This is a genomic window from Brachybacterium nesterenkovii, assembly GCF_900163655.1.
Taxonomy (GTDB): Bacteria; Actinomycetota; Actinomycetes; order Actinomycetales; family Dermabacteraceae; genus Brachybacterium; species Brachybacterium nesterenkovii.
Map to the genome: position 1 here is coordinate 26,640 of NZ_FWFG01000081.1, position 21,134 is coordinate 47,773.

18 protein-coding genes are annotated in these 21,134 nt (G+C 73.8%); 5 read left to right on the plus strand and 13 right to left on the minus strand.

Features of this window, described 5'->3' with window-relative positions:
- Positions 1-115 precede the first annotated feature (115 nt).
- Entirely contained in the window at positions 116-661 is a 546-nt protein-coding gene (locus tag FM110_RS09190; protein ID WP_087104469.1) for an NADPH-dependent FMN reductase, read from the plus strand.
- 54 nt (positions 662-715) lie between these two features.
- On the opposite strand, the gene FM110_RS09195 is transcribed toward FM110_RS09190, so the two are convergent.
- From FM110_RS09195 to hrcA, 3 genes are all read right to left on the minus strand, one after another.
- Positions 716-1,504 (minus strand): 16S rRNA (uracil(1498)-N(3))-methyltransferase, encoded by a 789-nt coding sequence (locus tag FM110_RS09195; protein ID WP_087104470.1) that lies wholly within the window; start codon positions 1,502-1,504, stop codon positions 716-718.
- Between the two features lie 19 nt (positions 1,505-1,523).
- Positions 1,524-2,657 carry a molecular chaperone DnaJ gene (dnaJ, locus tag FM110_RS09200; RefSeq protein WP_087104471.1) on the minus strand — a complete coding sequence of 378 codons (1,134 nt, stop codon included), beginning with the start codon at positions 2,655-2,657 and terminating at the stop codon, positions 1,524-1,526.
- A gap of 93 nt (positions 2,658-2,750) precedes the next feature.
- Positions 2,751-3,761: a heat-inducible transcriptional repressor HrcA gene (gene hrcA / locus FM110_RS09205; RefSeq protein ID WP_087104472.1), complete on the minus strand. Its 1,011-nt coding sequence runs from the start codon at positions 3,759-3,761 to the stop codon at positions 2,751-2,753.
- A gap of 128 nt (positions 3,762-3,889) precedes the next feature.
- Here hrcA and FM110_RS09210 point away from each other — a divergent pair, with 128 nt between their 5' ends.
- Both FM110_RS09210 and FM110_RS09215 read left to right on the plus strand, forming a co-directional pair.
- Positions 3,890-4,798 (plus strand): DUF3097 domain-containing protein, encoded by a 909-nt coding sequence (locus tag FM110_RS09210; RefSeq protein ID WP_087104534.1) that lies wholly within the window; start codon positions 3,890-3,892, stop codon positions 4,796-4,798.
- 96 nt (positions 4,799-4,894) lie between these two features.
- Entirely contained in the window at positions 4,895-5,461 is a 567-nt protein-coding gene (locus FM110_RS09215; protein ID WP_087104473.1) for a DUF4870 domain-containing protein, read from the plus strand.
- 33 nt (positions 5,462-5,494) lie between these two features.
- On the opposite strand, the gene hemW is transcribed toward FM110_RS09215, so the two are convergent.
- From hemW to lepA, 3 genes are read right to left on the minus strand one after another with little or no spacing between them, the layout of a single operon-like run.
- Complete coding sequence (hemW, locus tag FM110_RS09220; protein WP_087104474.1) at positions 5,495-6,670, minus strand: radical SAM family heme chaperone HemW; 1,176 nt, start codon at positions 6,668-6,670, stop codon at positions 5,495-5,497.
- Positions 6,667-7,428 carry an MOSC domain-containing protein gene (locus FM110_RS09225; protein WP_234992131.1) on the minus strand — a complete coding sequence of 254 codons (762 nt, stop codon included), beginning with the start codon at positions 7,426-7,428 and terminating at the stop codon, positions 6,667-6,669. The genes hemW and FM110_RS09225 overlap by 4 nt, the downstream gene beginning before the upstream one ends.
- The gene (gene lepA / locus FM110_RS09230; protein WP_087104475.1) at positions 7,425-9,311 is read right to left on the minus strand and encodes a translation elongation factor 4; all 1,887 of its coding nucleotides are present in this window, start codon (positions 9,309-9,311) and stop codon (positions 7,425-7,427) included. Before lepA ends, FM110_RS09225 begins: the two co-directional genes overlap by 4 nt.
- A 175-nt stretch (positions 9,312-9,486) precedes the next feature.
- Here lepA and FM110_RS09235 point away from each other — a divergent pair, with 175 nt between their 5' ends.
- Both FM110_RS09235 and rpsT read left to right on the plus strand, forming a co-directional pair.
- Entirely contained in the window at positions 9,487-10,140 is a 654-nt protein-coding gene (locus tag FM110_RS09235; protein ID WP_087104476.1) for a type II toxin-antitoxin system PemK/MazF family toxin, read from the plus strand.
- 327 nt (positions 10,141-10,467) lie between these two features.
- Positions 10,468-10,734 carry a 30S ribosomal protein S20 gene (gene rpsT, locus FM110_RS09240; protein ID WP_087104477.1) on the plus strand — a complete coding sequence of 89 codons (267 nt, stop codon included), beginning with the start codon at positions 10,468-10,470 and terminating at the stop codon, positions 10,732-10,734.
- 115 nt (positions 10,735-10,849) lie between these two features.
- Here the strand turns inward: rpsT and holA are convergent, their stop codons facing one another.
- From holA to FM110_RS09275, 7 genes are all read right to left on the minus strand, one after another.
- On the minus strand, positions 10,850-11,836 hold the full coding sequence (gene holA, locus FM110_RS09245; protein ID WP_087104478.1) for a DNA polymerase III subunit delta: 987 nt from the start codon (positions 11,834-11,836) through the stop codon (positions 10,850-10,852).
- Between the two features lie 65 nt (positions 11,837-11,901).
- A complete protein-coding gene (locus FM110_RS09250) occupies positions 11,902-14,376 on the minus strand; it encodes a ComEC/Rec2 family competence protein (protein WP_234992133.1) in 2,475 nt (824 codons plus the stop codon).
- Complete coding sequence (locus FM110_RS09255) at positions 14,373-15,464, minus strand: ComEA family DNA-binding protein (protein ID WP_234992136.1); 1,092 nt, start codon at positions 15,462-15,464, stop codon at positions 14,373-14,375. The genes FM110_RS09250 and FM110_RS09255 overlap by 4 nt, the downstream gene beginning before the upstream one ends.
- Before the next feature lie 91 nt (positions 15,465-15,555).
- Entirely contained in the window at positions 15,556-16,275 is a 720-nt protein-coding gene (locus FM110_RS09260) for a vitamin K epoxide reductase family protein (RefSeq protein ID WP_087104480.1), read from the minus strand.
- 53 nt (positions 16,276-16,328) lie between these two features.
- Positions 16,329-17,312, minus strand: coding sequence for an NAD-dependent epimerase/dehydratase family protein (locus tag FM110_RS09265; RefSeq protein WP_087104481.1), 984 nt, complete (start codon positions 17,310-17,312; stop codon positions 16,329-16,331).
- The gene (locus tag FM110_RS09270) at positions 17,309-20,002 is read right to left on the minus strand and encodes an alpha/beta fold hydrolase (protein ID WP_234992138.1); all 2,694 of its coding nucleotides are present in this window, start codon (positions 20,000-20,002) and stop codon (positions 17,309-17,311) included. The genes FM110_RS09265 and FM110_RS09270 overlap by 4 nt, the downstream gene beginning before the upstream one ends.
- On the minus strand, positions 19,999-21,027 hold the full coding sequence (locus FM110_RS09275) for a 3-oxoacyl-ACP synthase III (RefSeq protein WP_234992140.1): 1,029 nt from the start codon (positions 21,025-21,027) through the stop codon (positions 19,999-20,001). Before FM110_RS09275 ends, FM110_RS09270 begins: the two co-directional genes overlap by 4 nt.
- Positions 21,028-21,134 lie beyond the last annotated feature (107 nt).

The following is a 21,134-nucleotide window of genomic DNA, read 5'->3' on the forward strand; positions in this document are numbered from 1 at the left end:
CCCGCTGGTCGGCATCTCCCGCGGATGTGGCGGGACTGACATGGCATGCGCGCCGCAGAACCGACATACTCATCACGGCAGTTAGTCAAAGAATCAATCATCTGGAGTCGCGAACATGCCCACCCTCGGCCTCATCACCGCCAGCGCCCGCCCGAACCGCGTCGGCGAGCACGTCGCCCGCTGGGTCGGCGAGCAGCTCCCCGGCACCTGGGACGTCGACGCGATCGACCTCGCCGAAAACCCGCTGCCGTTCTTCGACGGCGCGAGCTCCCCCAAGCAGGGCCTCCCCCGCACCGAGCAGCACGCGATCGACTGGGCCGCCCGCATCGACGGCCTCGACGCCCTGGTGATCACCACGCCCGAGTACAACGGCTCCTATCCGGCGATCCTCAAGAACGCGATCGACTACCTGTCCGCCGAGGTCACGGACCTCCCCGTCGTGCTGGTCGGCTACGGCTGGGCCGCCGGGGCGGGCTCCCTCGAGGCCACTGAGCGCCTGCTCGTCCGCCTCGGCGCGAGGATCGTCGGCTCCGTCGGCCTCGGCTTCGGCACCGACCTCGAGACCGACGGCACCCTGCACGTGACCGAGCCCGTCACCGAGGCTCTCGGCACCGCGCTCACCGAGCTGGCCACCGCCGTCCAGGAGACCCCGGCGGCCTGATCCCCCGGCGATGCACCGGGCCCCGTCGCCCCGTCTCAGCCCCGTCGCCCCGCCTCAGCCCCAGCGGCCCACCAGCGCGCTGAGGACGGCGAGGGCGGCGGGGCCCGCCGTCGAGGAGCGCAGCACCTCGGGCCCGAGCAGGACCGCGCGGGCGCCGGCCTCGCGCAGCGCCGCGAGCTCATCCGCGGCGATGCCGCCCTCGGGGCCCACGATCACGGCGATCTCGGGACAGCCCGATGCCGCGGCGCCGCGCAGATCCTCCGCCAGGGCCAGCAGCGGCGAGGACTCCTGCTCGTGCAGGACGAGCACGATCGCCCCTCCCGCGACCCGTTCGCGCACGTCCTCGATGAGCCCGGCGGTCGCCGCGGGCGCATCGACCACGGGGATCGACGCGCGACGGCACTGCTTGACCGCGGTGCGGACGGTCTGGGTCCACTTCGCGCGCCCCTTGGCGAGCTTGTCGCCCTTCCACACGGAGACGGAGCGGCGGGCGATCCACGGCGTGATGCGGTCGACACCGAGCTCGGTCCCGGACTCCACCGCCTGCTCGTCGCGACCGCCCGTCGCGAGCGCCTGGACCAGCGCGAGGCGCGGGAGCCGCACGACCCCCTCGGCCGGGTCCTCCAGCAGCTCGAGGGCGAGCGACTCCTTGGCGGCCGCGACCACGACGGCCGGGGCCTGGCGCCCGGCCTCATCGGTCAGGAGGATCTCCTCTCCCGTCCCGATTCGTGCGACCTTGGCCGCATGGCGGCCCTCGTCCCCGCGCAGCTCATAGGCGGAGCCGGCACGCAGGCCGGACAGGTCCGGGTCGAGGGCCAGGAAGGCGGCGCGGGTCGCGGGCATGCGGTGCCGGTCCTTCGGCTCAGCGCTCGCGGAAGGCGTCGCGCAGGCGCCCGAAGACGCCGCCGTCGCCCTTGCGGCCCTGGTGGCGCGGGGCCTCCTCGCCGCGCTTGGCGGCGAAGGCCCGCAGCAGCTCCTTCTCCTCGCCGGAGAGGTTCTTGGGCACCACGACGTCGAGCTCGACCTTGATGTCGCCGCGGCGCTCGGAGCGCAGGGCGGTCACGCCGAGGCCCTTGAGCGTCAGGACGTCGCCGGGCTGGCTGCCGGCCTTGATCTCGAGGTCCTGCTCGCCGTCGAACGTCGTCAGCGGGACGGACGTGCCGAGCGCGGCGGAGGTCATCGGGATCCGCACGCGCGTCAGCAGGTCGTCGCCCGCGCGCTCGTAGAGGTCGTCGTGGGCGACGGACAGCTCGACGTACAGGTCGCCGGAGGGGCCGCCGGCCTCGCCGACCTCACCCTGGCCGCGCAGCTGGATGCGGGTGCCGTCCTCCACGCCCGAGGGGATGCGGACGGTGACGGTTTGCTCCTTCTGCACGCGGCCGTGGCCCGAGCACTCGGTGCACGGCGAGGAAATGATGTCCCCGTGGCCCTGGCAGGCGGAGCAGGCGGCCATCGTGACCATCTGGCCCAGCAGGGACTGGGCGACGCGCTGGACGTGCCCGGTCCCGTGGCAGACGGTGCAGGTGGTGGGCGAGGTCCCCGGAGCGCAGCAGCTGCCGTTGCAGACCGAGCACAGCGCGGCCGTGCGGAAGGAGAGCTCCCGCTCGGTGCCGAAGACCACGTCCTTCAGGGAGATCTCGGTGCGGCGGAGGATGTCGCCGCCGCGGCGCTGGCGGGGCACGGGCCCCTGCGCGCGGCCGCGCATGCCCGAGGCGCCGGCGAACATGTCGAAGATGTCGGCGAAGTCGAAGCCCGCGCCGCCGAAGCCGCCGCCCATCGGGCTGCCCGGGCCGCCGCCGAGGTCGTACAGGCGGCGCTTCTCCGCGTTCGAGAGCGTCTCGTAGGCCTGCGAGACGCGCTTGTACTTCTCCTGCGCCTCCGGATCCGGGTTCACGTCCGGGTGGAGGGTGCGGGCGAGCTTGCGGTACGCCTTCTTGATCTCGTCGGTCGATGCGTCGCGGGAGACGCCGAGGAGCTCGTAGTAGTCGTCGTTCACGGGGGCAGAAGTCCTGTCGTCGGGTCGGTGCGCCGGGCGGCGCGCGCGGAGAGGGCCGGCCGCGGCGCGGTCACGGGGATCAGCGGGCGGTGGTCACGAGATGTAGCGGGAGATGTAGCGGGCGATCGCGTGGACGCTCGAGATGCCGTGGACGTAGTCCATGCGGCTGGGGCCGAGGATCGCCAGATGCGACCCCGCACCGTACCCCGCGCCGACGATCGCCGTCCGCTCGAGCGGGGCCCCGCGGATCTCGCCGCCGATGCGCACCTCGACGCCGCCCGGCTCGGGATCGAAGTCCGCGAACAGGCGCAGCAGCACGAGCTGCTCCTCGATGACGTCGAGCAGCGGCTCGACGTCGCGGGAGCGCTCGAGCGCGGCGCGCGCGATGTTCGAAGCGCCGGCCATCACGAGGCGCTCCTCGCGGCGGTCGGCCAGCATGGTGCCCAGCACGTCGACCACCTCGCGGACCGAGGCCGTGTCCTCGGCGGGCGTCTGCTCGACGATCGCGGCGAGCGCCTCGCCCAGGTCCGTGACCTGGCGTCCCACGGCGGCGGCGCTGAGGCGCTGGCGCAGAGCGTCGTAGAACTCCGCGGGCTGGGCCGCCTCGAGCACGACCGTGCGCTGGTCCACCCGACCGGACTCGGTGATCAGCACGATCAGCAGCATGGACTCGCCGACCTTGACCAGCTCGATGTGGCGGACGGTGGCCTGACGCCGCACCGGGTACGTCAGGAGCGCGACCTGGTGCGTGAGCTGCGCGAGCAGGCGCACGGTGCGGTCCAGGAGGTCATCGAGGTCCCCGGCGTCGGCCAGGAACGATTCGATCGCGCGGCGCTCGGGGGACGACAGCGGCTTGACGCGCGCGATGTGGTCCACGAACGCGCGGTAGCCGCTGTCGGTGGGGACGCGCCCGGCCGAGGTGTGGGGCTGGGCGATCAGCCTCTCCTCCTCGAGCGCGGCCATGTCGTTGCGCACGGTCGCGGCGCTGACGCCGAGGTCGTGGCGCTCGAGCAGGGACTTCGAGCCCACGGGCTCGCGGGTCGCGACGTAGTCCTCGACGATCGCGCCCAGGATCTGCAGCTTGCGCTGGTCCGTCGTGGCCATCACCGCCTCCTCCGCGTCGTCTTCCGGATCCGCCGCCCTCGTCTGGCACCCTCGGGCCTGGAGTGCCAAGTCTACAAGCGGCGCGTCCGCAGGCCGGGCGTGTTCGCTCCCGGTGTACGGTGCTGGCCGTGCCCAGCTCCTCCCGCCCCTCACGCCCGCGTCCGACCGGCTCGGGAGCCGACCGCTACGGACGCGACGTCCTCGCCGCCGGCGCCCCGGACCTCCACCGCCGCCGCCCCGTCGCCACCGAGGTGCCCGTCCGCCGCGACCTCGTCGTCGAGGACGCGACCACCGGCTGGACCGGCGCGATCACCCGCGTCGAGAAGACCGCGGGCGGGATGCTCGTCGAGCTCGAGGACGCGCGCGGCCGCAAGCGCTCCTTCCCGCTGGGGCCGGGCTTCATGATCGATGGCAAGCCGGTCGTGCTCACACCCCCGCAGCGCCGCCCCGCCGACGCCAAGCCGGTGCGTAGCGCGAGCGGCTCGGTATACGTCGAGGGCGCCCGCGCCCGCACGGCCCGAGCCTCGCGGATCTGGGTCGAGGGCAAGCACGACGCCGAGCTCGTCCAGAAGGTCTGGGGCCACGACCTGCGCATCGAGGGCGTGGTGGTCGAGATGCTCGACGGCGCCGACAACCTGGCCGAGCGGGTGGCCGACTTCCAGCCGGGCCCCACCCGGCGCCTGAGCGTGCTCGTGGACCACCTCGTGCCGGGCTCGAAGGAGACGCGGATCGCCGAGCAGGTGATGCGCCAGAAGGGATCGGCGGGCAACGTGCTGATCCTCGGCCATCCCTATGTCGACGTCTGGCAGGCGGTGCGACCCGCCCGCGTGGGGCTGCGGGAATGGCCGCGCATCCCCCGTGGCACCGATATCAAGGTCGGGACGCTCGCCGCGCTCGGCTGGCCGCATGCCGACCAGATCGACATCGCCGAGGGCTGGAAGCGGATCCTGTCGACCGTCCGCTCCTACGCCGATGTGGAGCCGACGCTGTCGGGGCGCATCGAGGAGCTCATCGACTGGGTGACGCAGGACGGCTGACGTCCGGTGCCGCTGCCTGCTTTTCCCGCTCCGTCCCTCTAGGCTGAGACCACGATGAGGTCCCGGGGGTCGGGACCCGCGACTCGAGGGGACCCGATGACCGTTCCGCAGCAGCCGTCGCCGTACGACCCGTACGGGCAGCCTCCGCATCCGGGCACCGGCCCGCAGCAGCAGGGCTTCCCGCAGCCCGGCCCGCAGCACCCGCAGGGAGCCTTCCCCGGCCCGCAGGGCTTCCCGGGCCCGTCGCAGAACTACGACGTCCCGCCGCCCGGCACGCCGGGGGTGTCGAGCGAGCGCATGACCGGCCTGCCGGTCTCCGACGCCGAGGCCCGCCAGTGGGCGATGATCGCCCAGCTCAGCACCCTCGTCACCGGGTTCATCGGCCCGCTCGTCGTCTACATGCTGTACAAGGACCGCAACCGCTTTGTGCGCTTCCACGCCGCCGAGGCGCTCAACCTCGCGATCACGACGGTCATCGCCATCTTCGGGCTCTCGCTCGTGCTGGGGATCATCACGGTGGTCACGTTCGGGATCGGCGGCATCCTGTTCCCGCTCGCGTTCGCCCCCGGGATCTACGCCTTCGTCGTCGCGATCATCGGCGGCGTCCGGGCGAACAACGGCATCTGGTGGCCCTACCCGGTCAACATCCGCCTGCTGTCCTGACGGCGAGGACTGTCCCCTGGGCAGACAGCGAGCTCAGACCGTGAGGTCGCGGATCACCGCGTCGGCCAGCAGACGGCCCTCCCGCGTGAGCACCAGGCGCCCCGCCGCGGCCGCATCGGGGTCGAGGTGGCCGCGCCGCACGTGGACGTCGATCATCGCCCGCGCCTCGGGGGCGACCGCGTCAGCGGGCAGGCCGTCGACGATGCGCAGCTCGAGCATGATCCGTTCGAGGGCCCGCTCGACCTCGGTCAGGTGCTCCGACTGCGCGCGCGGTAGCTCGCCGGCGCGGACCATCGTCGCGTAGCGCGAGGGGTGCTTGACGTTCCCGGCGCGCAGGCCGTCGCGATGGCGGTGGGCGCCGGGACCGATGCCCCACCAGTCGCCGCCGCGCCAGTACGCGAGGTTGTGGCGGCAGCGATGCGCGGGCGTGCGCGCCCAGTTCGACACCTCGTACCAGCTCATCCCCTCAGCGGCCAGGAGGTCGTCGACGAGCTCGTACTTGTCGGCCATGTCGTCGGGGTCGGGCTCGGCGATCTCCCCGCGGCGCAGGTGGCGCGCCATCGCGGTGTTCCCCTCGATGATGAGCGAGTAGGCCGAGAGATGATCGGGCTCGCAGGCGAGCGCCGCGCGCACCGAGGTCTCGACATCGGCGAGGGTCTCCCCCGGCGTGCCGTAGATGAGGTCGAGGCTCACGTCGAGCCCGGCCTCACGGGCCCAGGCGACGGCCTGCGGGACCCGCTCGGGGTCGTGCGTGCGATCGAGCGTCGCGAGCACCGACGGCACTGCGGACTGCATCCCGAAGGAGACGCGGGTGATGCCGCCGTCGGCCAGGCGCGCGAGCGACGCGCGGGTGACCGAGTCCGGGTTCGCCTCGGTCGTGACCTCGGCCCCGGGCGCGAGGGGGATCAGCGAGCGCAGATGCGCGAGCATCGCCACGAGATCGTCGGCGGGCAGCAGCGTGGGCGTGCCACCGCCGAAGAACACCGTCGAGACGGCGTCGTACTCGTAGCCGGCGGCGCGGTCATCGGCCAGCACCAGGTCCATCTCGGCCATGGCGACCTGCGGGTACTCGCGCTGCGAACCGCCGCCGCCGAGCTCCGTGGCCGTGTACGTGTTGAAGTCGCAGTAGCCGCAGCGCACCGCGCAGAACGGCACGTGGATGTAGACCGACAGATCGCGCCGGGCAGGGACGGCGGACGCGGCGGTCACAGCCCCATCCCGAGGCCCAAGCCCCGCCCCGTGGAGCGCAGGCGCGCATCGATCCCGGTCTCGCTCGCCCGCTCGAGCACGGTCGAGGCGGCGCGAGCGACACCCTCGTAGAGGATCGTGGAGGTCTCCGCCGACCAGTCGCGCAGGGCGCTGGCCTGCGCGGCGTCGAGGCCGCGGAACACGTCGCCGACGCTGACGCCATGCTCGGGGCGGGCGACGACGTCGATGCCGTCCCCGGCCCGGATCTCGCCCTCCTCGATCACCCGCAGGTAGGCGCCGCAGCGTCCCGCGGCGGTGAAGCGCCGCGCCCAGGTGCGCTCGCCCATGCGCGCGGAGAACGTGGCGCACGGGGACCGCGGCGAGCTCGCCTCGAGCAGTGCGGAGCCGATGCGCCAGCACTCCCCGATCACCGCCTCGTCGACGTCGATCCCCTCGGTCGCGAGGTTCTCGCCGAAGAAGCCGTCGGGCAGCTCGCGATCGATCGCCGCGCCCCAGGCCCGGCGCATCTCGCGGGAGACCGCGTACACGGCCTTGAAGATCCCGCCGTGGTGCTCGCGGTCCCCCTGGACATCGCCGAGCACGCCGTGCGTCAGGACGCGGACGGGGCCGTCGACGGGCCGCTTGTCGATCCCGCTCATGAGCCCGCGCTCGGGAACGGGGAACAGCTGCGCCACGGTGCAGACGGCCGCCACGCGCGGCGACGCACCGGCCTCGAGGCGGACGTCGAGAGCGTCCGTCGCGCCGGCGTGCGCCGTCACTTCTTCTTCCCGTCCTTGGCGGCACTGTCGTCCGAGGAGAGCGCGGCGATGAAGGCCTCCTGCGGGACCTCGACGGAGCCGATGTTCTTCATGCGCTTCTTGCCCTCCTTCTGCTTCTCCAGCAGCTTGCGCTTGCGCGAGATGTCGCCGCCGTAGCACTTGGACAGCACATCCTTGCGCATGGCGCGGATGTTCTCGCGGGCGATGATCCGCGAGCCGATCGCCGCCTGGATCGGCACCTCGAACTGCTGGCGCGGGATGAGGTTCTTGAGCTTGCCGGCCATCTCCACGCCGTAGTTGTAGGCCTTGTCGCGGTGGACGATCGCGCTGAACGCGTCGACCGCCTCGCCCTGCAGGAGCATGTCGACCTTCACCAGGTCCGCGGCCTGCTGGCCCTCGACGTCGTAGTCGAGCGAGGCGTAGCCCTTGGTGCGCGACTTCAGCTGGTCGAAGAAGTCGAAGACGATCTCCGCGAGCGGGAGGGTGTAGCGCAGCTCGACGCGGTCCTCGGACAGGTAGTCCATGCCGCGCAGGTTCCCGCGCTTGGACTGGCACAGCTCCATGACGGTGCCGATGTACTCGCTCGGCACCAGGATGGTCGCGCGCGTGACCGGCTCGCGGATCTCGCGGACCTTGCCCTCGGGGAAGTCCGAGGGATTGAGGACCTCGATCTCGGTGCCGTCCTCCATCGTGAGGTCGTAGACCACGCTGGGCGCCGTGGAGATGAGGTCGAGGTCGAACTCGCGCTCGAGGCGCTCGCGGATGATCTCCAGGTGCAGCAGGCCCAGGAAGCCGACGCGGAAGCCGAAGCCGAGCGCGGTCGACGTCTCGGGCTCGTAGTTCAGGGCGGCGTCGTTGAGCTTGAGCTTGTCGAGGGCGTCGCGCAGCGCCGGGTAGTCCGAGCCGTCGATCGGGAACAGGCCCGAGAACACCATCGGCTTGGGGTCGGAGTAGCCCGACAGTGCCTCCGTCGCCCCGGTGCGCGCCGTGGTCACGGTGTCGCCCACCTTCGACTGGCGCACGTCCTTCACGCCCGTGATGAGGTAGCCGACCTCGCCGATGCCCAGGCCCTGGGTGGGGATGGGCTCCGGGGAGATGACGCCGATCTCGAGGAGGTCGTGCTGGGCCAGCGTCGACATCATCGCGATGCGCTCGCGCGGGGACAGGCGCCCGTCGATCACACGGACATAGGTGACGACGCCGCGGTAGGTGTCGTAGACGGAGTCGAAGATCATCGCGCGGCAGGGGGCGTCGGGGTCGCCCGTCGGCGCCGGGATGGTCCGCACCACGTGGTCGAGCAGCTCGGGCACGCCGACGCCCGTCTTGCCGGACACCCGCAGGACGTCGTCGGGGTCCACGCCCACGAGCGATCCGATCTCCGCCGCGTACTTGTCGGGGTCGGCGCCGGGCAGGTCGATCTTGTTGAGCACCGGGATGATGGTGAGGTCGTTCTCCATCGCCAGGTACAGGTTCGCCAGGGTCTGGGCCTCGATGCCCTGGGCGGCGTCGACCAGCAGGATCGCGCCCTCGCAGGCGGCCAGCGAGCGGGAGACCTCGTAGGTGAAGTCCACGTGGCCGGGGGTGTCGATCATGTTCAGGGCGTACGCCTCGGTGCGGCCGGACTCGTCGGTCACGCCCCACGGCATGCGCACGGCCTGGGACTTCACGGTGATCCCGCGCTCGCGCTCGATGTCCATGCGGTCGAGGTACTGGGCGCGCATCGCCCGCTCGTCGACCACGCCGGTCAGCTGCAGCATGCGGTCGGCCAGCGTCGACTTGCCGTGGTCGATGTGGGCGATGATGCAGAAGTTGCGGATCCGCTCGACCGGGGTGGCGGCGGGAGCGATGATCGCGGCGTCGGCATCGGCGATCCTCGGGGTCACCGGCGTCCGTCCTTCCTGAGGTGGGAGTGCTGGGGCCGCGCGGCCCGGCGGGCGGCGCGCGGAGGCGGCCGGGCGCTCGCGCGCCCGACACGTCATCGTCTCACGCGTCCGTGTGCACGGCCCCGTGGCGCGAGGCAGACGTGTCCGCTCTCGCACCCCTCGCTACCATCGCCCCATGTCCTTCACCTCGCACCTGGCCGACCTGCTCGGCTCCGTCCTCCGCTCCCCCGAGGCCCGCCGGGCCGGCCGCGACCTGGCGCGCGCCGCCGCCCAGAAGGCTGGCGGCGACCGTTCGGATGAGCGATCGGACGACCGTTCCCCGCAGCGGTCCGGCACCCGCGCCAGCTCGCGCGCCGGCACCGCGCAGGACGACGACCGCCGCGACGGGGCCCTCGCCGATCGCGATTCCTCCCCCGCCCTCGCGCTGCGCTACGCCCCCGTCGACGACGAGCGCGCCGATCCGGGCGAGGTCGTGTGGGCCTGGGTGGCGTTCGAGGAGGACATCACCCAGGGCAAGGACCGCCCCGTGCTGGTGATCGCCCGCGAGGATGCCTCGGTCGGCGGTCGCGACGGCGACGGCCAGGTGCTCGTGGCGCTCATTCTCACCTCCCACGACCGCGGCCGCGGCACCCACACCGACGAGCACGGGAACACGTGGGTGGATGTGGGTACGGGGGCCTGGGACCGCCAGGGGCGGCCCTCCGAGGTGCGTGCCGACCGCCTGCTGCGGATCCCGATCGACGCGGTGCGCCGCGAGGGCGCACGACTGGACGCCGAGCGCTTCAGCGCGGTCGCCGACGCCGTCGCCGAGGTCCACGGCTGGCGCTGACCGCACTCGGCCCCGGACCGCCTGCGGCGGATCCGCGGACGGGGAGCGAGGGGCAGGATGGGACCCAGGACACGCTCCCGCGGCCACCGGCCGCGGGGCGCCCTCTGCTAGGCTCGCTCCTTGTATGTGTGACATACCGATCGGTGTGCGCACGGCGTCCAGCCCCTCCGTGTCCGGGTGGCGACGTCGCTGCGAACCGCTCGAGTAGTCCGTGGTCGTGAACCGCGGTCGACGTCTCCAGGCGATCCCCACCGCCCGTCCCCGTCGTCCGTGCGCCTCAACGCCACGGGAGATCCACTCCGCAGCACGAAGAGAAGAGTCGTACACGTGGCAAACATCAAGTCCCAGATCAAGCGCAACAAGACGAACGAGAAGGCTCGTCAGCGCAACAAGGCCTACAAGTCCGAGCTGAAGACCTACGTCCGCAAGGTCCGCTCCGCCGTCGCCGCCGGTGACGCCGAGGTCGCCGGCACCGCGCTCAAGGATGCTTCGCGCAAGCTCGACAAGGCCGTCTCCAAGGGCGTCATCCACAAGAACCAGGCCGCCAACCGCAAGTCGGGTCTGGCCGCCCTGGTCGCCGGTCTCGGCAAGTGACCTGCGCGGGCTGAGCCCGCATCTCGACGCCCCGTCCGGCACCGCCGGGCGGGGCGTCGTGCTGTCCCGGCGGGGTGGTCAGCGAGTTCCCGCAGAGCGAGCTCCGCCAGAGTGCTCAGCGACCCCGGCGGGCGCGGCAGATCTCGACCACCATGCGCTGGACCGACCAGCGGGGATCGCGTCCGGCGCCCTTGACCTCGTGATCGGCGCGGGCCACCGCGTCGATGGCGCGGGCCAGGGAGCGGTCGTTCCAGGCGCGGGCCTCGCGCGAGAGGTTGCGCAGCATCCAGTCGGGCATGCCCAGGGTGCGGGCGCTCGCCCCGGGCGCGGTCACCTTGGCCAGGCCGCGCACCTTCATCGCGACCGCGGCGACGAGCGGGACGGGGTCCACACCGGCCAGGCTGGCCTGCTGGAGGAGCACGAGGGCCTCGGCCTCGCGGCCGGCGATCGCGGCATCGGCCACCGCGAAGGCGGTCGACTCGACGCGACCGGCCGTCACCGTGCGGACGTCCGCGAGGGTGACCGGCGGCGCCGTCGCCTCCGGGTCCTCGGGCGTCGTGTCCTCGAGGAGCTGCCGGCTGATCGCGGCGAGCTCGGACAGGTCGCCGCCGAAGGCGTCGACGAGGGCGGCCGCGGCCTCGGGCTGGATGCGGCGACGGTGCCGGGTGAACTCCGCCGTCACGAAGGTCTGCTTGTCCGCGGGCTTCTTGATGGGGTCGCAGGCCACGCGCGGCACGCCGCTCCTGCGCAGGGCGTCCAGCAGCTTCTTGGCGCGATTGCCGCCGCGGTGGACCAGCACGAGCGCGACGTCGGCCTCCGGGGCGGCGCGGTAGGCGTCGATCTCGGCGATGAGGGCCTCGGGCGCGCTCTGCAGATCGGGCACTGTCACGAAGCGGCTCTCGCCGAACAGGGAGGGGCTCGCGACCTGGGCGAGCGAGGTGGCGCCGCCTTCGCCGCCGAGCGTGTGCCACGCCGTCTCGGGGTCTCTCGCGCGCGCCTGGTCGCGCAGGCGCTCGAGGGCGCGCTGGGCGAGGAGGGGCTCGGTGCCGTGGAGCAGGACGATGGGGGCCAGGTCCACGCTGTGCCAGGCGACGTCGGCCACAGGGCCCCCTCTGCTTCGTCAGTGCGGTCGGTCGGTGCGTTCGGTCGGTCGATGCGCGCTCGATCCTATCGAGGCGGACCGACGGACCGGGCATCTGCGAGGTCCCAGCCGGGGGCGCCGGGAGACGCCCCCTCGGAGCCGTCTCCCGAGCCCTGCATGCTGTCCGCCGCCGCGCGCGGCGTCAGCACGACCGTGCCGTCGCGGTCGGTGCGCACCGCGGGCGTCCCCAGGACGTCGAGCATCGTCAGGGTCGCCGGGGCGGGGTGGCCGAAGGTGTTGTCCTGGCCCACCTCGACCAGGGCGAGCGACGGGGAGAGCGCCGCGTAGAGCGCGCCGTCCTGGCGCCGAGAGCCGTGGTGGGCGACCTTGACGAGGTCGGTCGGGCCGGGCCCGAGCTCGGCGAGGGACGCCTGCGCCTCGGGCTCGAGATCGCCCAGGCCCACGAAGCGGGAGCCGTCCGACCAGGTCGCGGCGAGGACGACGGAGCAGTCGTTCGCATCGCCCTGCTCGGAGCTCGAGGTCTCGCGCGCGGCCACACGGACGACGTCCTCGGCGCTGAGCGGCCACAGCACATCCAGGCGCAGCCCCGGCAGGTCCGCCCCGTCCCCGCGGACGACAGGCCGCGCAGCCGGCCCCGGGACCGCGGCGCCCTGGGCATCTCGGGACGGGCACACCCATTGCTCCCGCGGCATCCGCGGCCCCGTGAGCGCGGCGTTCCCGCCGACGTGGTCGGCATGCGGATGGGTGAGGACCAGCAGGTCGATGCGCTCGACGCGCAGGTCGTCCAGGCAGGCCGTGAGGGCCGCAGGATCGGGGCCGGTGTCGATGAGGACCACGAACGGGTCTGCGCCGGGCGGGAGGGTCCGCAGGAGCGTCGCGTCCCCCTGGCCGACCGCGCAGGCGGCGACCGTCCAGCCCTGTGCTGCGCCCGGCAGCCACGGGGAGCAGCGCGCCGCCCCCTGGGCGATGAGCACGGCGGCCGCGACCGCCGCGAGCCAGCGGACCGCGCGACGATGGCGCAGCGCGGTCATCGCCGCGACCGCTGCGAGGACCGCGACCGCTCCGAGCGCCCCTGCCGCCCCGTCGGGCACGGCGATGTGCGCTCCGGGCAGGGATGCGGCGCCGTGGGCGATCAGGAGGACGAGGTGCGCCGAGCCCGCGGGCAGCAGCCAGAGCACACCGGCGAGACCCGGTGCGAGCGGGCCGATGACCACGGCGATCAGCCCCAGCACCGTGGCGGGCCCGACGAGGGGCGCGGCGAGCAGGTTCGCCGCCACGGTCCAGAGCGACACCTCGGGGACGAGCAGGATGAGCACGGGGGTGCACGCCGCCTGGGCGACGAGCGGGACGGCGACGACGAGGGCCGCCGGCCCGCTCAGGCGCTCGCGGGAGAGCGAGCCAATGGCCCGCGCGGTCGGCGGGGCGAGGACGAGGATGGCGCCGGTGGCCAGGGCGGAGAGGACGAAGCCGATCGAGGCCGCCTCGAGGGGCGCGGCGACGGACCAGAGGACGAGGGCGGTCGCGAGGGCCGCGACGGGCGAGGGCCTCACCCCGGCGAAGCGGGCGGCGAGCATCGGGGCGGCCATGGTGGCGGCCCGCAGCACGCTCGGGTGGTCGCCGACGAGCGCGACGTACCCGGCGCCGACGAGCACGGCGAGCAGGATCCGCGGTCGCCGCGGCGCGCCGAGGAGCAGGAGGGGCACGAGCACCGCGCCGAGGACGAGCCCGAGGTTCGAGCCCGAGACGGCGACGAGGTGCGAGAGCCCCGCCCCCTGCATCGCGTCCTCGGCCGCGCGGGACAGTCCGGCGGTGTCCCCCGTCGTCATGCCGCGCACGAGGGCGGCCTCATCGGCGGGCAGCGTCCCCGTCGTGTCCCGGGCCGCCGCTCGCAGCTGGGCGCGGATGCCGCGGGCGGTGTCGATCCGCTGCACCTCGGTCACCCGGATCATCACGAGGGTGCCCTCGACGCTCGGGCGCCCGCGGATGCGGACCACGTCCCCCATCGACGCACCGGCGAGGGAGAGCTCCGCGGGCCCCTCCCCTGCGGCTGCCGTCCCAGCATCGCCGACCAGGAGCGCGCGCAGGCGGACGGGCAGCCGATGCTCCTCGCGCCCGACGCGCACCGTTCCGGCCGGGAGGACGACCGGGGCCATGACGCTCGGAGAGGCCCACTCGGGTCCGCCCTCGCGCGCCTCGGGCTCCTCCAGGACACGCGCCTCCAGCGTCACGGTGCGGCTATCGGCCTGAGCCTGCTCCAGGACGTCGCGGGCCGCCTGCGCCCGCTGCACCGCGGGCAGCAGGAGGAGGGTTCCGACCAGCAGCAGCGCCAGGTGCGCGCACACCGCGCGGACCGCATCGGTGCGTCCGGCGAGCAGGATCGGCACGAGCGCGGCGACCACAAGCAGTGCGAGGGCCACGAGCACGGGGCGCACCCCCTGAGCGGCGCCGACGGCGGCGAGCGTCCACAGGGCGCAGGCGGTCGGGACCAGGCGGAGATCGGCGCGGGTCAGCGCGGATCGCGCAGGGACGGGAGTGCTCACACGACGGCTCGATCGCGCATCTTCTCGAGCGTCGCCGGGCCGATCCCCGGCACGTCCTCGAGGTCGTCCACGCTCGCGAACGGCCCCTCGGCCTCGCGGTGCTCGATGATCCGCTGCGCGATCGCAGGGCCCACGCCCGGGAGCTCCTCGAGCTGGGCGGCCGATGCCGTGTTGATGTCGATGCGGGCGTCCGCGTCGCCTGCACCGCCGCCGCCCGTGCCGCCCGCGGACTCGGACCCGCCGGCGGCCTGCGCCGTCGGCCCCGATGCGGGCCCCGATGCGGGCCCCGGCGTCGGCTGCTCCACCTCTTCGCCGGGGAGGGGGATGCGGATCTGCTCGCCGTCCTGCACCGGGCGCGCCAGGTTCACGGCGTCGAGGTCCGCCTCGGGCTCGGCTCCCCCGGCCGCCTCGATCGCATCGCCGACGCGATCGCCGGGCCGCAGCTCCACGACGCCCGGGGAGACGACCGCGCCGGACACGTGGACGAGGACGACCGCGCTCGCGGTGGCGCCGCCCGCGGCCCCCGCCTCTCTGTTCCCCGCCTCTCCAGTCGCGGCCGAGTCGGCCGTACTGCTCGCCCCTCCGTCGGCCGCTCCCGTTCCGCCTCCTGCCGAGGAGGGAGTGTCTGCACCGTCGGCACCGCTCGCGGAGGGCTCGTCGGCGCCGTTCCCGCCTGCCCCGTCCGGACCGCCGCTCGACTGGGCGACCGGTGTTCCGGCCGGCAGCGCTCCCGTATCGAGCGCCCCGCCGCTGGACGCGAGGTGGAACGTGCCTCCGGCGATGAGCGCGAGCGCGGCGGTCCCGAGGATCGCGGCGCGCGGAGGCCGCGGCACGTCCCGCCACGTGCGGTGCGGACGCGGGGGTCGTCGGTCGATCTCCTCGACGATCGGGAGGGGGCGGACCACGGGACCGCGCGGCGCCCCACGCAGACCCGCATCCGCGACGGCATCTGCGTCGTCGCCCGGCGCCCGGCGGCGGTGCCGCCCCCGCACCGTGCCGCCTCCCACCGGCCCACCCCGCGCCGTGCCGCCCCCGGCCGGCGTCCGTCCCCGGGCCATCGCCGCCTGCTCCTCATCCGCGTCGTCCATGCCCCGGACGCTAGGCGGGAGACCCCCGGAACGCAGACCGCCGCCCCCTCGATGGGGACGGCGGTGACATGGGGAGGAAAGGCGGGCGGGCTCAGAGCCCGGCCATGGCCATCCACTGCGGGAGGAATGCGAGCAGGATCGTGACGGCCACGAGCACGTACCACAGCACCGTCAGGACCGCCCAGTGGCGCAGCACCATGGCGATCGGGCCCGGGACCGGGAGGTCCCGCTCCTCGACCATGTGCGCGAGGTAGGCGAAGAACATCGGCGCGGTGGCGACCCAGACGACCATGCACCACGGGCACAGGGCGCGGATCACGAAGATCGCGGACAGCGCGAGGAAGTGGATGAAGCCGAAGGCGAAGACGAGTCCGCCGAGCACCGCCCAGCGGAACCAGCGCGGCGGCTGGACCCGCGACAGGAGCAGGGCGCCGACGGTCCCCATGATCGCGAAGCCGCCCAGGCCGATCGCCATGTTGGGGATCCCGAACGCCGAGGCCTGCCAGGTCATCATCACGGACCCGCAGGAGATGAAGGGGTTCACGTCGCAGCCGAGCTTCGACCCGGGATCGGCGATGAGCTGCATCTTGTCCACGAGCAGCACGAGTGCCGCGGCCCAGGCCACGGCGGCGCCGAGCAGCAGCACCAGTCCGGTGCGGACGCGCGGTGCCAGGCGGCGCTGGCGCCGCTCGGCCGCGAGCTCGGCGTCGACCTCGGCCCGCAGGGCCGCGTCGTCGTCCGCGCGACGCGACGCAGCGGCGCCGGGCTCGGTCGGACGCGGATCCGGGGTGAGGGCGGGGTCCTCGGTCATGGCATGGCTTCTCTCGGGATCGGGGAGGGCAAGCGCGCGGATGCGCAGCGGCGTCAGCGGATGGGGTGGGCGGCGAAGTACCGGGCGAGCTCGGCGAAGCCCTCGTCGAGGCTGATGCGGGGCGTCCACTGCAGGCGCTCGCGGGTGCGGCGCTGGTCGAACCAGTGGGCGGTCGACAGCTGCTCGGCCAGGAACTCCGTCATCGGCGGCTCGTCATGGCCGGGACGGATCTCCCACACCCGCTCGATGAGCCGTCCGGCCCGTCGCACCACGGAGCCCGGGACGCAAAGCCGCGGCCGGGCCACGCCCGCGGCGTCGCACAGACCGCCGATGAAGTCGCGCACCGTGCGGGGCTCGCCGTTGGAGACGACGAAGCTCTCGCCGTGGACGACCTCGATGCGGTCGAGCGCCGCGACGATCGCCTCGGCCGCGTTGTCCATGTAGGTGGTGTCGATGAGGGCGAGCCCCTGGTCGAGCAGCGGCATGCGTCCCGCCGCGGCGCGGTCGACGATCCGCTCCACGAGCTGCGTGTCGCCCGGGCCCCACACGACGTGCGGCCGGATCGAGGTGACCAGCATGCCGTCGCGCCCATCGGCGTCCATCGCGGCGAGCTCGGCGGCGGCCTTGGTGCGCGCGTAGGGCCCGCGGGCCCGCTCGGGGTCCGCGGGCGTGGCGTCGAGCCCGACGATCGAGGAGCCGAGGTGGGCCACGGACGGGGAGGACACGTTGACCAGGCGTCCGCCGCCCGCCGCGCGCATCGCGTCCAGCAGGGTGCGGGTGCCGCCGACGTTGATGGCCCGGAACTCGTCCTCGGAGCCGGAGATGCCGACCTTCGCGGCCAGATGCACCACGGCGTCGACGCCCTCGACAGCACGGCGGACATCGTCCGGCTCGGTCAGGGAGCCCTGGACGTCCGTGACGCCCGGGATGGCGGCGGGGCGGCGCTGGAAGGCGCGCACGTCCTCGCCGCGGTCGCGGAGCACGGTGGCGACCGTGCCCCCGAGCATGCCGGAGGCACCTGTCACGAGAATCTTCACGGCCGGCCCGCCTTCGTGCCCTGCAGGGCCTTCTCCGCCCAGGCCGACAGCGCGGCCCGGTCGATCTTGGAGTTGTGGCGGATGTCCGTGGGCAGCGTGCGGGTCGTGAACACGGCCACCGGATCGGCGCCGGTGGCCTCGCGGACGGCGCGGCGCACGGCCTCCTGCAGCGCGGGCTGGGCGGGCTTCGGAGCGGACGCGCGGCCGGGCCGGGCCTTCCCCTCGACCTCGAGCACGACGACGACCTGCTGGGTCCCGACGGGGCCGACGGCTGCGGCGCCCGCCCGGCGGACCGTCGGCACGGACTCCGCGGCGGATTCCACGAGCACGGGCGTCACGAGGCCCTGTGTGGTGGCGAGCACATGGGCGGCGCGGCCCTCGACCCACAGGCGGCCCTGATCGTCCAGGTGGCCGACGTCGCCGGTCGCGTACCAGCCCTCGAAGCGGGCGGAGGTGCGGGTGGTGTCCCACAGCATGAGGTACCGGTCCCGGACGTGCGGGGCCTTGACGAGGATCTCGCCGGTGCGGCCGGGGGCGGTCGAGATGTCGGCGGTCGCCCGGCCCGTCTCGTCCATCGCGGCGATCGCGACCTCGACCCGCGGCACCGGGGTGCCGACGCAGACGCCGGAGCCCTCGCCCGCGGCCTCGATGCCCTCGAGGTCGATCGCGGTGACGGCCAGGCACTCGGTCATCCCGTAGGGCGTGAGGGCCTTGGCGTTCGGCAGCAGCTCCGTCAGGCGCCGCAGCAGCGGGGCCGGGATCGGGGCGCCGGCTGAGAAGTAGGAGGGGACGCGGGCGAGCGCCGTGCGGTCCTCCTCGGTCAGGGCGTCCTCGGTGTCGAAGAGGTTGCGCAGCGCGGCAGGGGCCGTGAACACGGCCGGGGAGCCGAGGGCGCGCACCGCGGCCGCGAGGGCGGGGGCGGTCAGCTCGCCCGGGCGCGTGACGTCCATGTCGGGGACGACGGACGGGGCGCCGAGGGCCGGGCCCAGCAGCGCGAACGGGGCGAAGCCGGCGACGAGCCCGCGCTCGGGGTCGAGCCCGAGCGTGGCGCCGACGGCCTCGAACATCGCGGCCATCTGCCGGTGCGTGTAGACGGCGCCCTTGGCGGGACCGGTCGAGCCGGAGGTGAACAGGATGACGGCGTCGTCCTCGGCTCCGGGCCAGGATGCCGCGAGCGGAGCGCCCAGCTCGCGCATGCGGCGGCCCTCGCGGGCGAGGCTCGTGATCGACGTGTCGACACCGAGCACGCGGCGGTCGACCGTCGGCAGGTCCGCCACCGAGATCCGCGACCCCGGCCAGCCGAGCGCCCGGGCCGCCATGAGCGCCTTCGGGATGCCGATGACGTGGTCCATGTGGGAGCCGACGACCGCGCGGGTGAGACCCTGCACGCCGAGGCCGGCGTCCGCGACGACGGCGACGACGCCGATGCGCAGGCACGCGTACAGCACCGCCGTGAGGTCCGCCCCCGGCGGGACCAGGATCGCGGCGCGCTCCCCCGGGCGGATCCCGTGGGCGAGCATGCCCGCCGCGAGGTCGTCGGTGCGCTCGGCGAGCATCGACCAGCTGATCTCCCGCGGTCCGTCGGCACCGGGGCGCATCTCGACGACAGCGGCCTCATGGGCGTGCAGCGGGTCGGCGGCCAGGCGCCGGATCGGCTCGCCGATGCGCGGCGCGGCGGCCTCGCCGTCGGCACCGTCCCGCACGACGCGGTCGCGGTTCGCGCGGGCGTCGTCCCCGAAGGTGGCCTCGAGCCAGCGGGAGACGACCCCGGCGACGTCGGCGTCCTCCCACACCAGGTGGCTCGCGCCCTCGAAGCGGTGGACGTCCGCGTGCGGGACGCGCTCGACGAGGCCGCGCAGGAAGCGCTCGGTGAAGGAGATGTCGCGCGGGCCCCAGGCGATGAAGGTGGGCACGCGCAGCTCGGCCAGTCCCGCGGCGAGGCGCTCGAGGGTCGGGCGGCTCGGGTGGTCCGCGTCGGCGGGGATGTCGGCGACGAACTGCTCGATGCCGGCCCGACGGGCGCGCGTCCGGTACGGCGCGAGATAGGCGTCGCGGACCTCGGCGGGCAGCGGCGGCTCCGACAGCGACAGCGTGGTGCGCAGGAAGGCGTCGGTCACCGACGTCGAGGCGCGGCGGAAGCCCGGGGCGCTCGCGAGCTCGAGGGAAGCCGGGAGCATCTGCCCGAGGTCCTGATGGATGCCGGTGTTCGACAGGATCATCCCGACGAGATCGTGGCGGTTGTCGAGCGCCCAGCCGACCGAGACGATGCCGCCCCAGTCGTGGCCGACGGTGACGACGGGCCCGCGCACGCCGAGGGCGTCGGTCAGCAGCGACAGATCGGTGATGCGGTCCTGCAGGCGCCGGGCGGTGCCGGTGCGCTCGGACCAGCCCATCTCGAGCTGGTCGACCGCGATGACGCGCCACGGGATGTCCTCGCGGATCAGCGAGCGGTACAGGAAGGAGTGCGTCGGGTTGCCGTGGACGCACAGGAGCGTGCCCACGGGCTCGACGCCGCGCTCGGCCAGCAGCGGCGCGGAGTCCAGCAGGTGCCAGCGGCGCTCGATGCCGGCGTGGTCGCGCACCGTGACGATGCGGTCGGCGCGCGGGTCGACGCCGGGGCGCGGCGGGACCTCGGCCTGATCCTCCGGACGGGCGGCGCCGAGACGGGACGTGAGAGGGCTCGTGTTCACCAGGTGATCTCCATGAAGGCGGTGTTGAGGCCGGATCCGACGCCGAGCAGGAGCACCCGGTCGTCCTTGGCGATATTCGGCTGATGCTTGGCGAGGGTCATCGGCACGGCCTCGGCCGCGACGTTGCCCCAGTCGGAGACCGTGACCGGGATCCGGTCGAGGCCCACGCCCGTGGCCTTGGCGAAGTTGCGCGTGTAGACCGTCGAGACCTGGTGCGGGATGACGTGCTGGACGCCGCCCAGATCGAACCCGGCCTCGTTAGCGTCGCGCCACGTGTCCAGGATCAGCTGGATCCCGTTCTCGAGCAGCCCCGCGGAATCGGTGCGCATGTCGTCCATGTCGCCGATGCACAGGTCGTGGTGCTCGGTGCCGGCGCGCGCCTGGGTCCCCACCAGGCGGTGGCCCTCCGGATGCCGGTCTGCCGGGCCCAGCACGGCGGCGGCCGCACCGGAGCCGAGGGTCAGCGAGGCGAACTGGTTGTTGAAGTCGGCGCGGGTGGCGCCCTTGGAGTTCAGGCGGCCGATGGTGCCCCGCTGGACCTCCTCGACATCCTCGGCGCCCACCACGAGCGCGTACTGGATCTGCCCGGAGTCGATCATGCTCGCGGCCATCGTCATCGCGTTGACGAAGCCCAGGCAGGCGTTGGTGATGTCGAAGTCCATGCAGGTGGTGGGCATGCCGAGGGCGTTGTGGACGCTCGTGACGACCGCCGGCTCGAGGTGCTGGCGGGAGACGGAGGCGTTGATCATGAGCCCCACCTGGTCGCGCGTGATCCCGGCCCGGGCCATCGCCCGCTCGGCGGCCAGCACGATCCCCTGGCGCCAGCCGGTCTCGGTGTCGCGCCACCAGCGGCGCTCATAGACCCCGGCGACGCGCTGCAGCACGCCCTTGGGCAGTCGCAGGCGGCGGCGGGCGGGGGCGAGCCACTCGTCGATCTGATCGGAGCTGACGGGCACCTGCGCCTCGGTCGCCTCGACCGCGAGCAGTGCCGTGTTCCGATGCACGATGGTCGTGTTGCCGTTCAAGTCCTCTGCCTTCGTCCCTGCGTTCGTGGTCGTCCCATTGTCCATCTTCCGTCTGCCCGTCGCCTGAGGGGCGGGCGCACGGACGCGGCGCACGCACGCGGCACGGT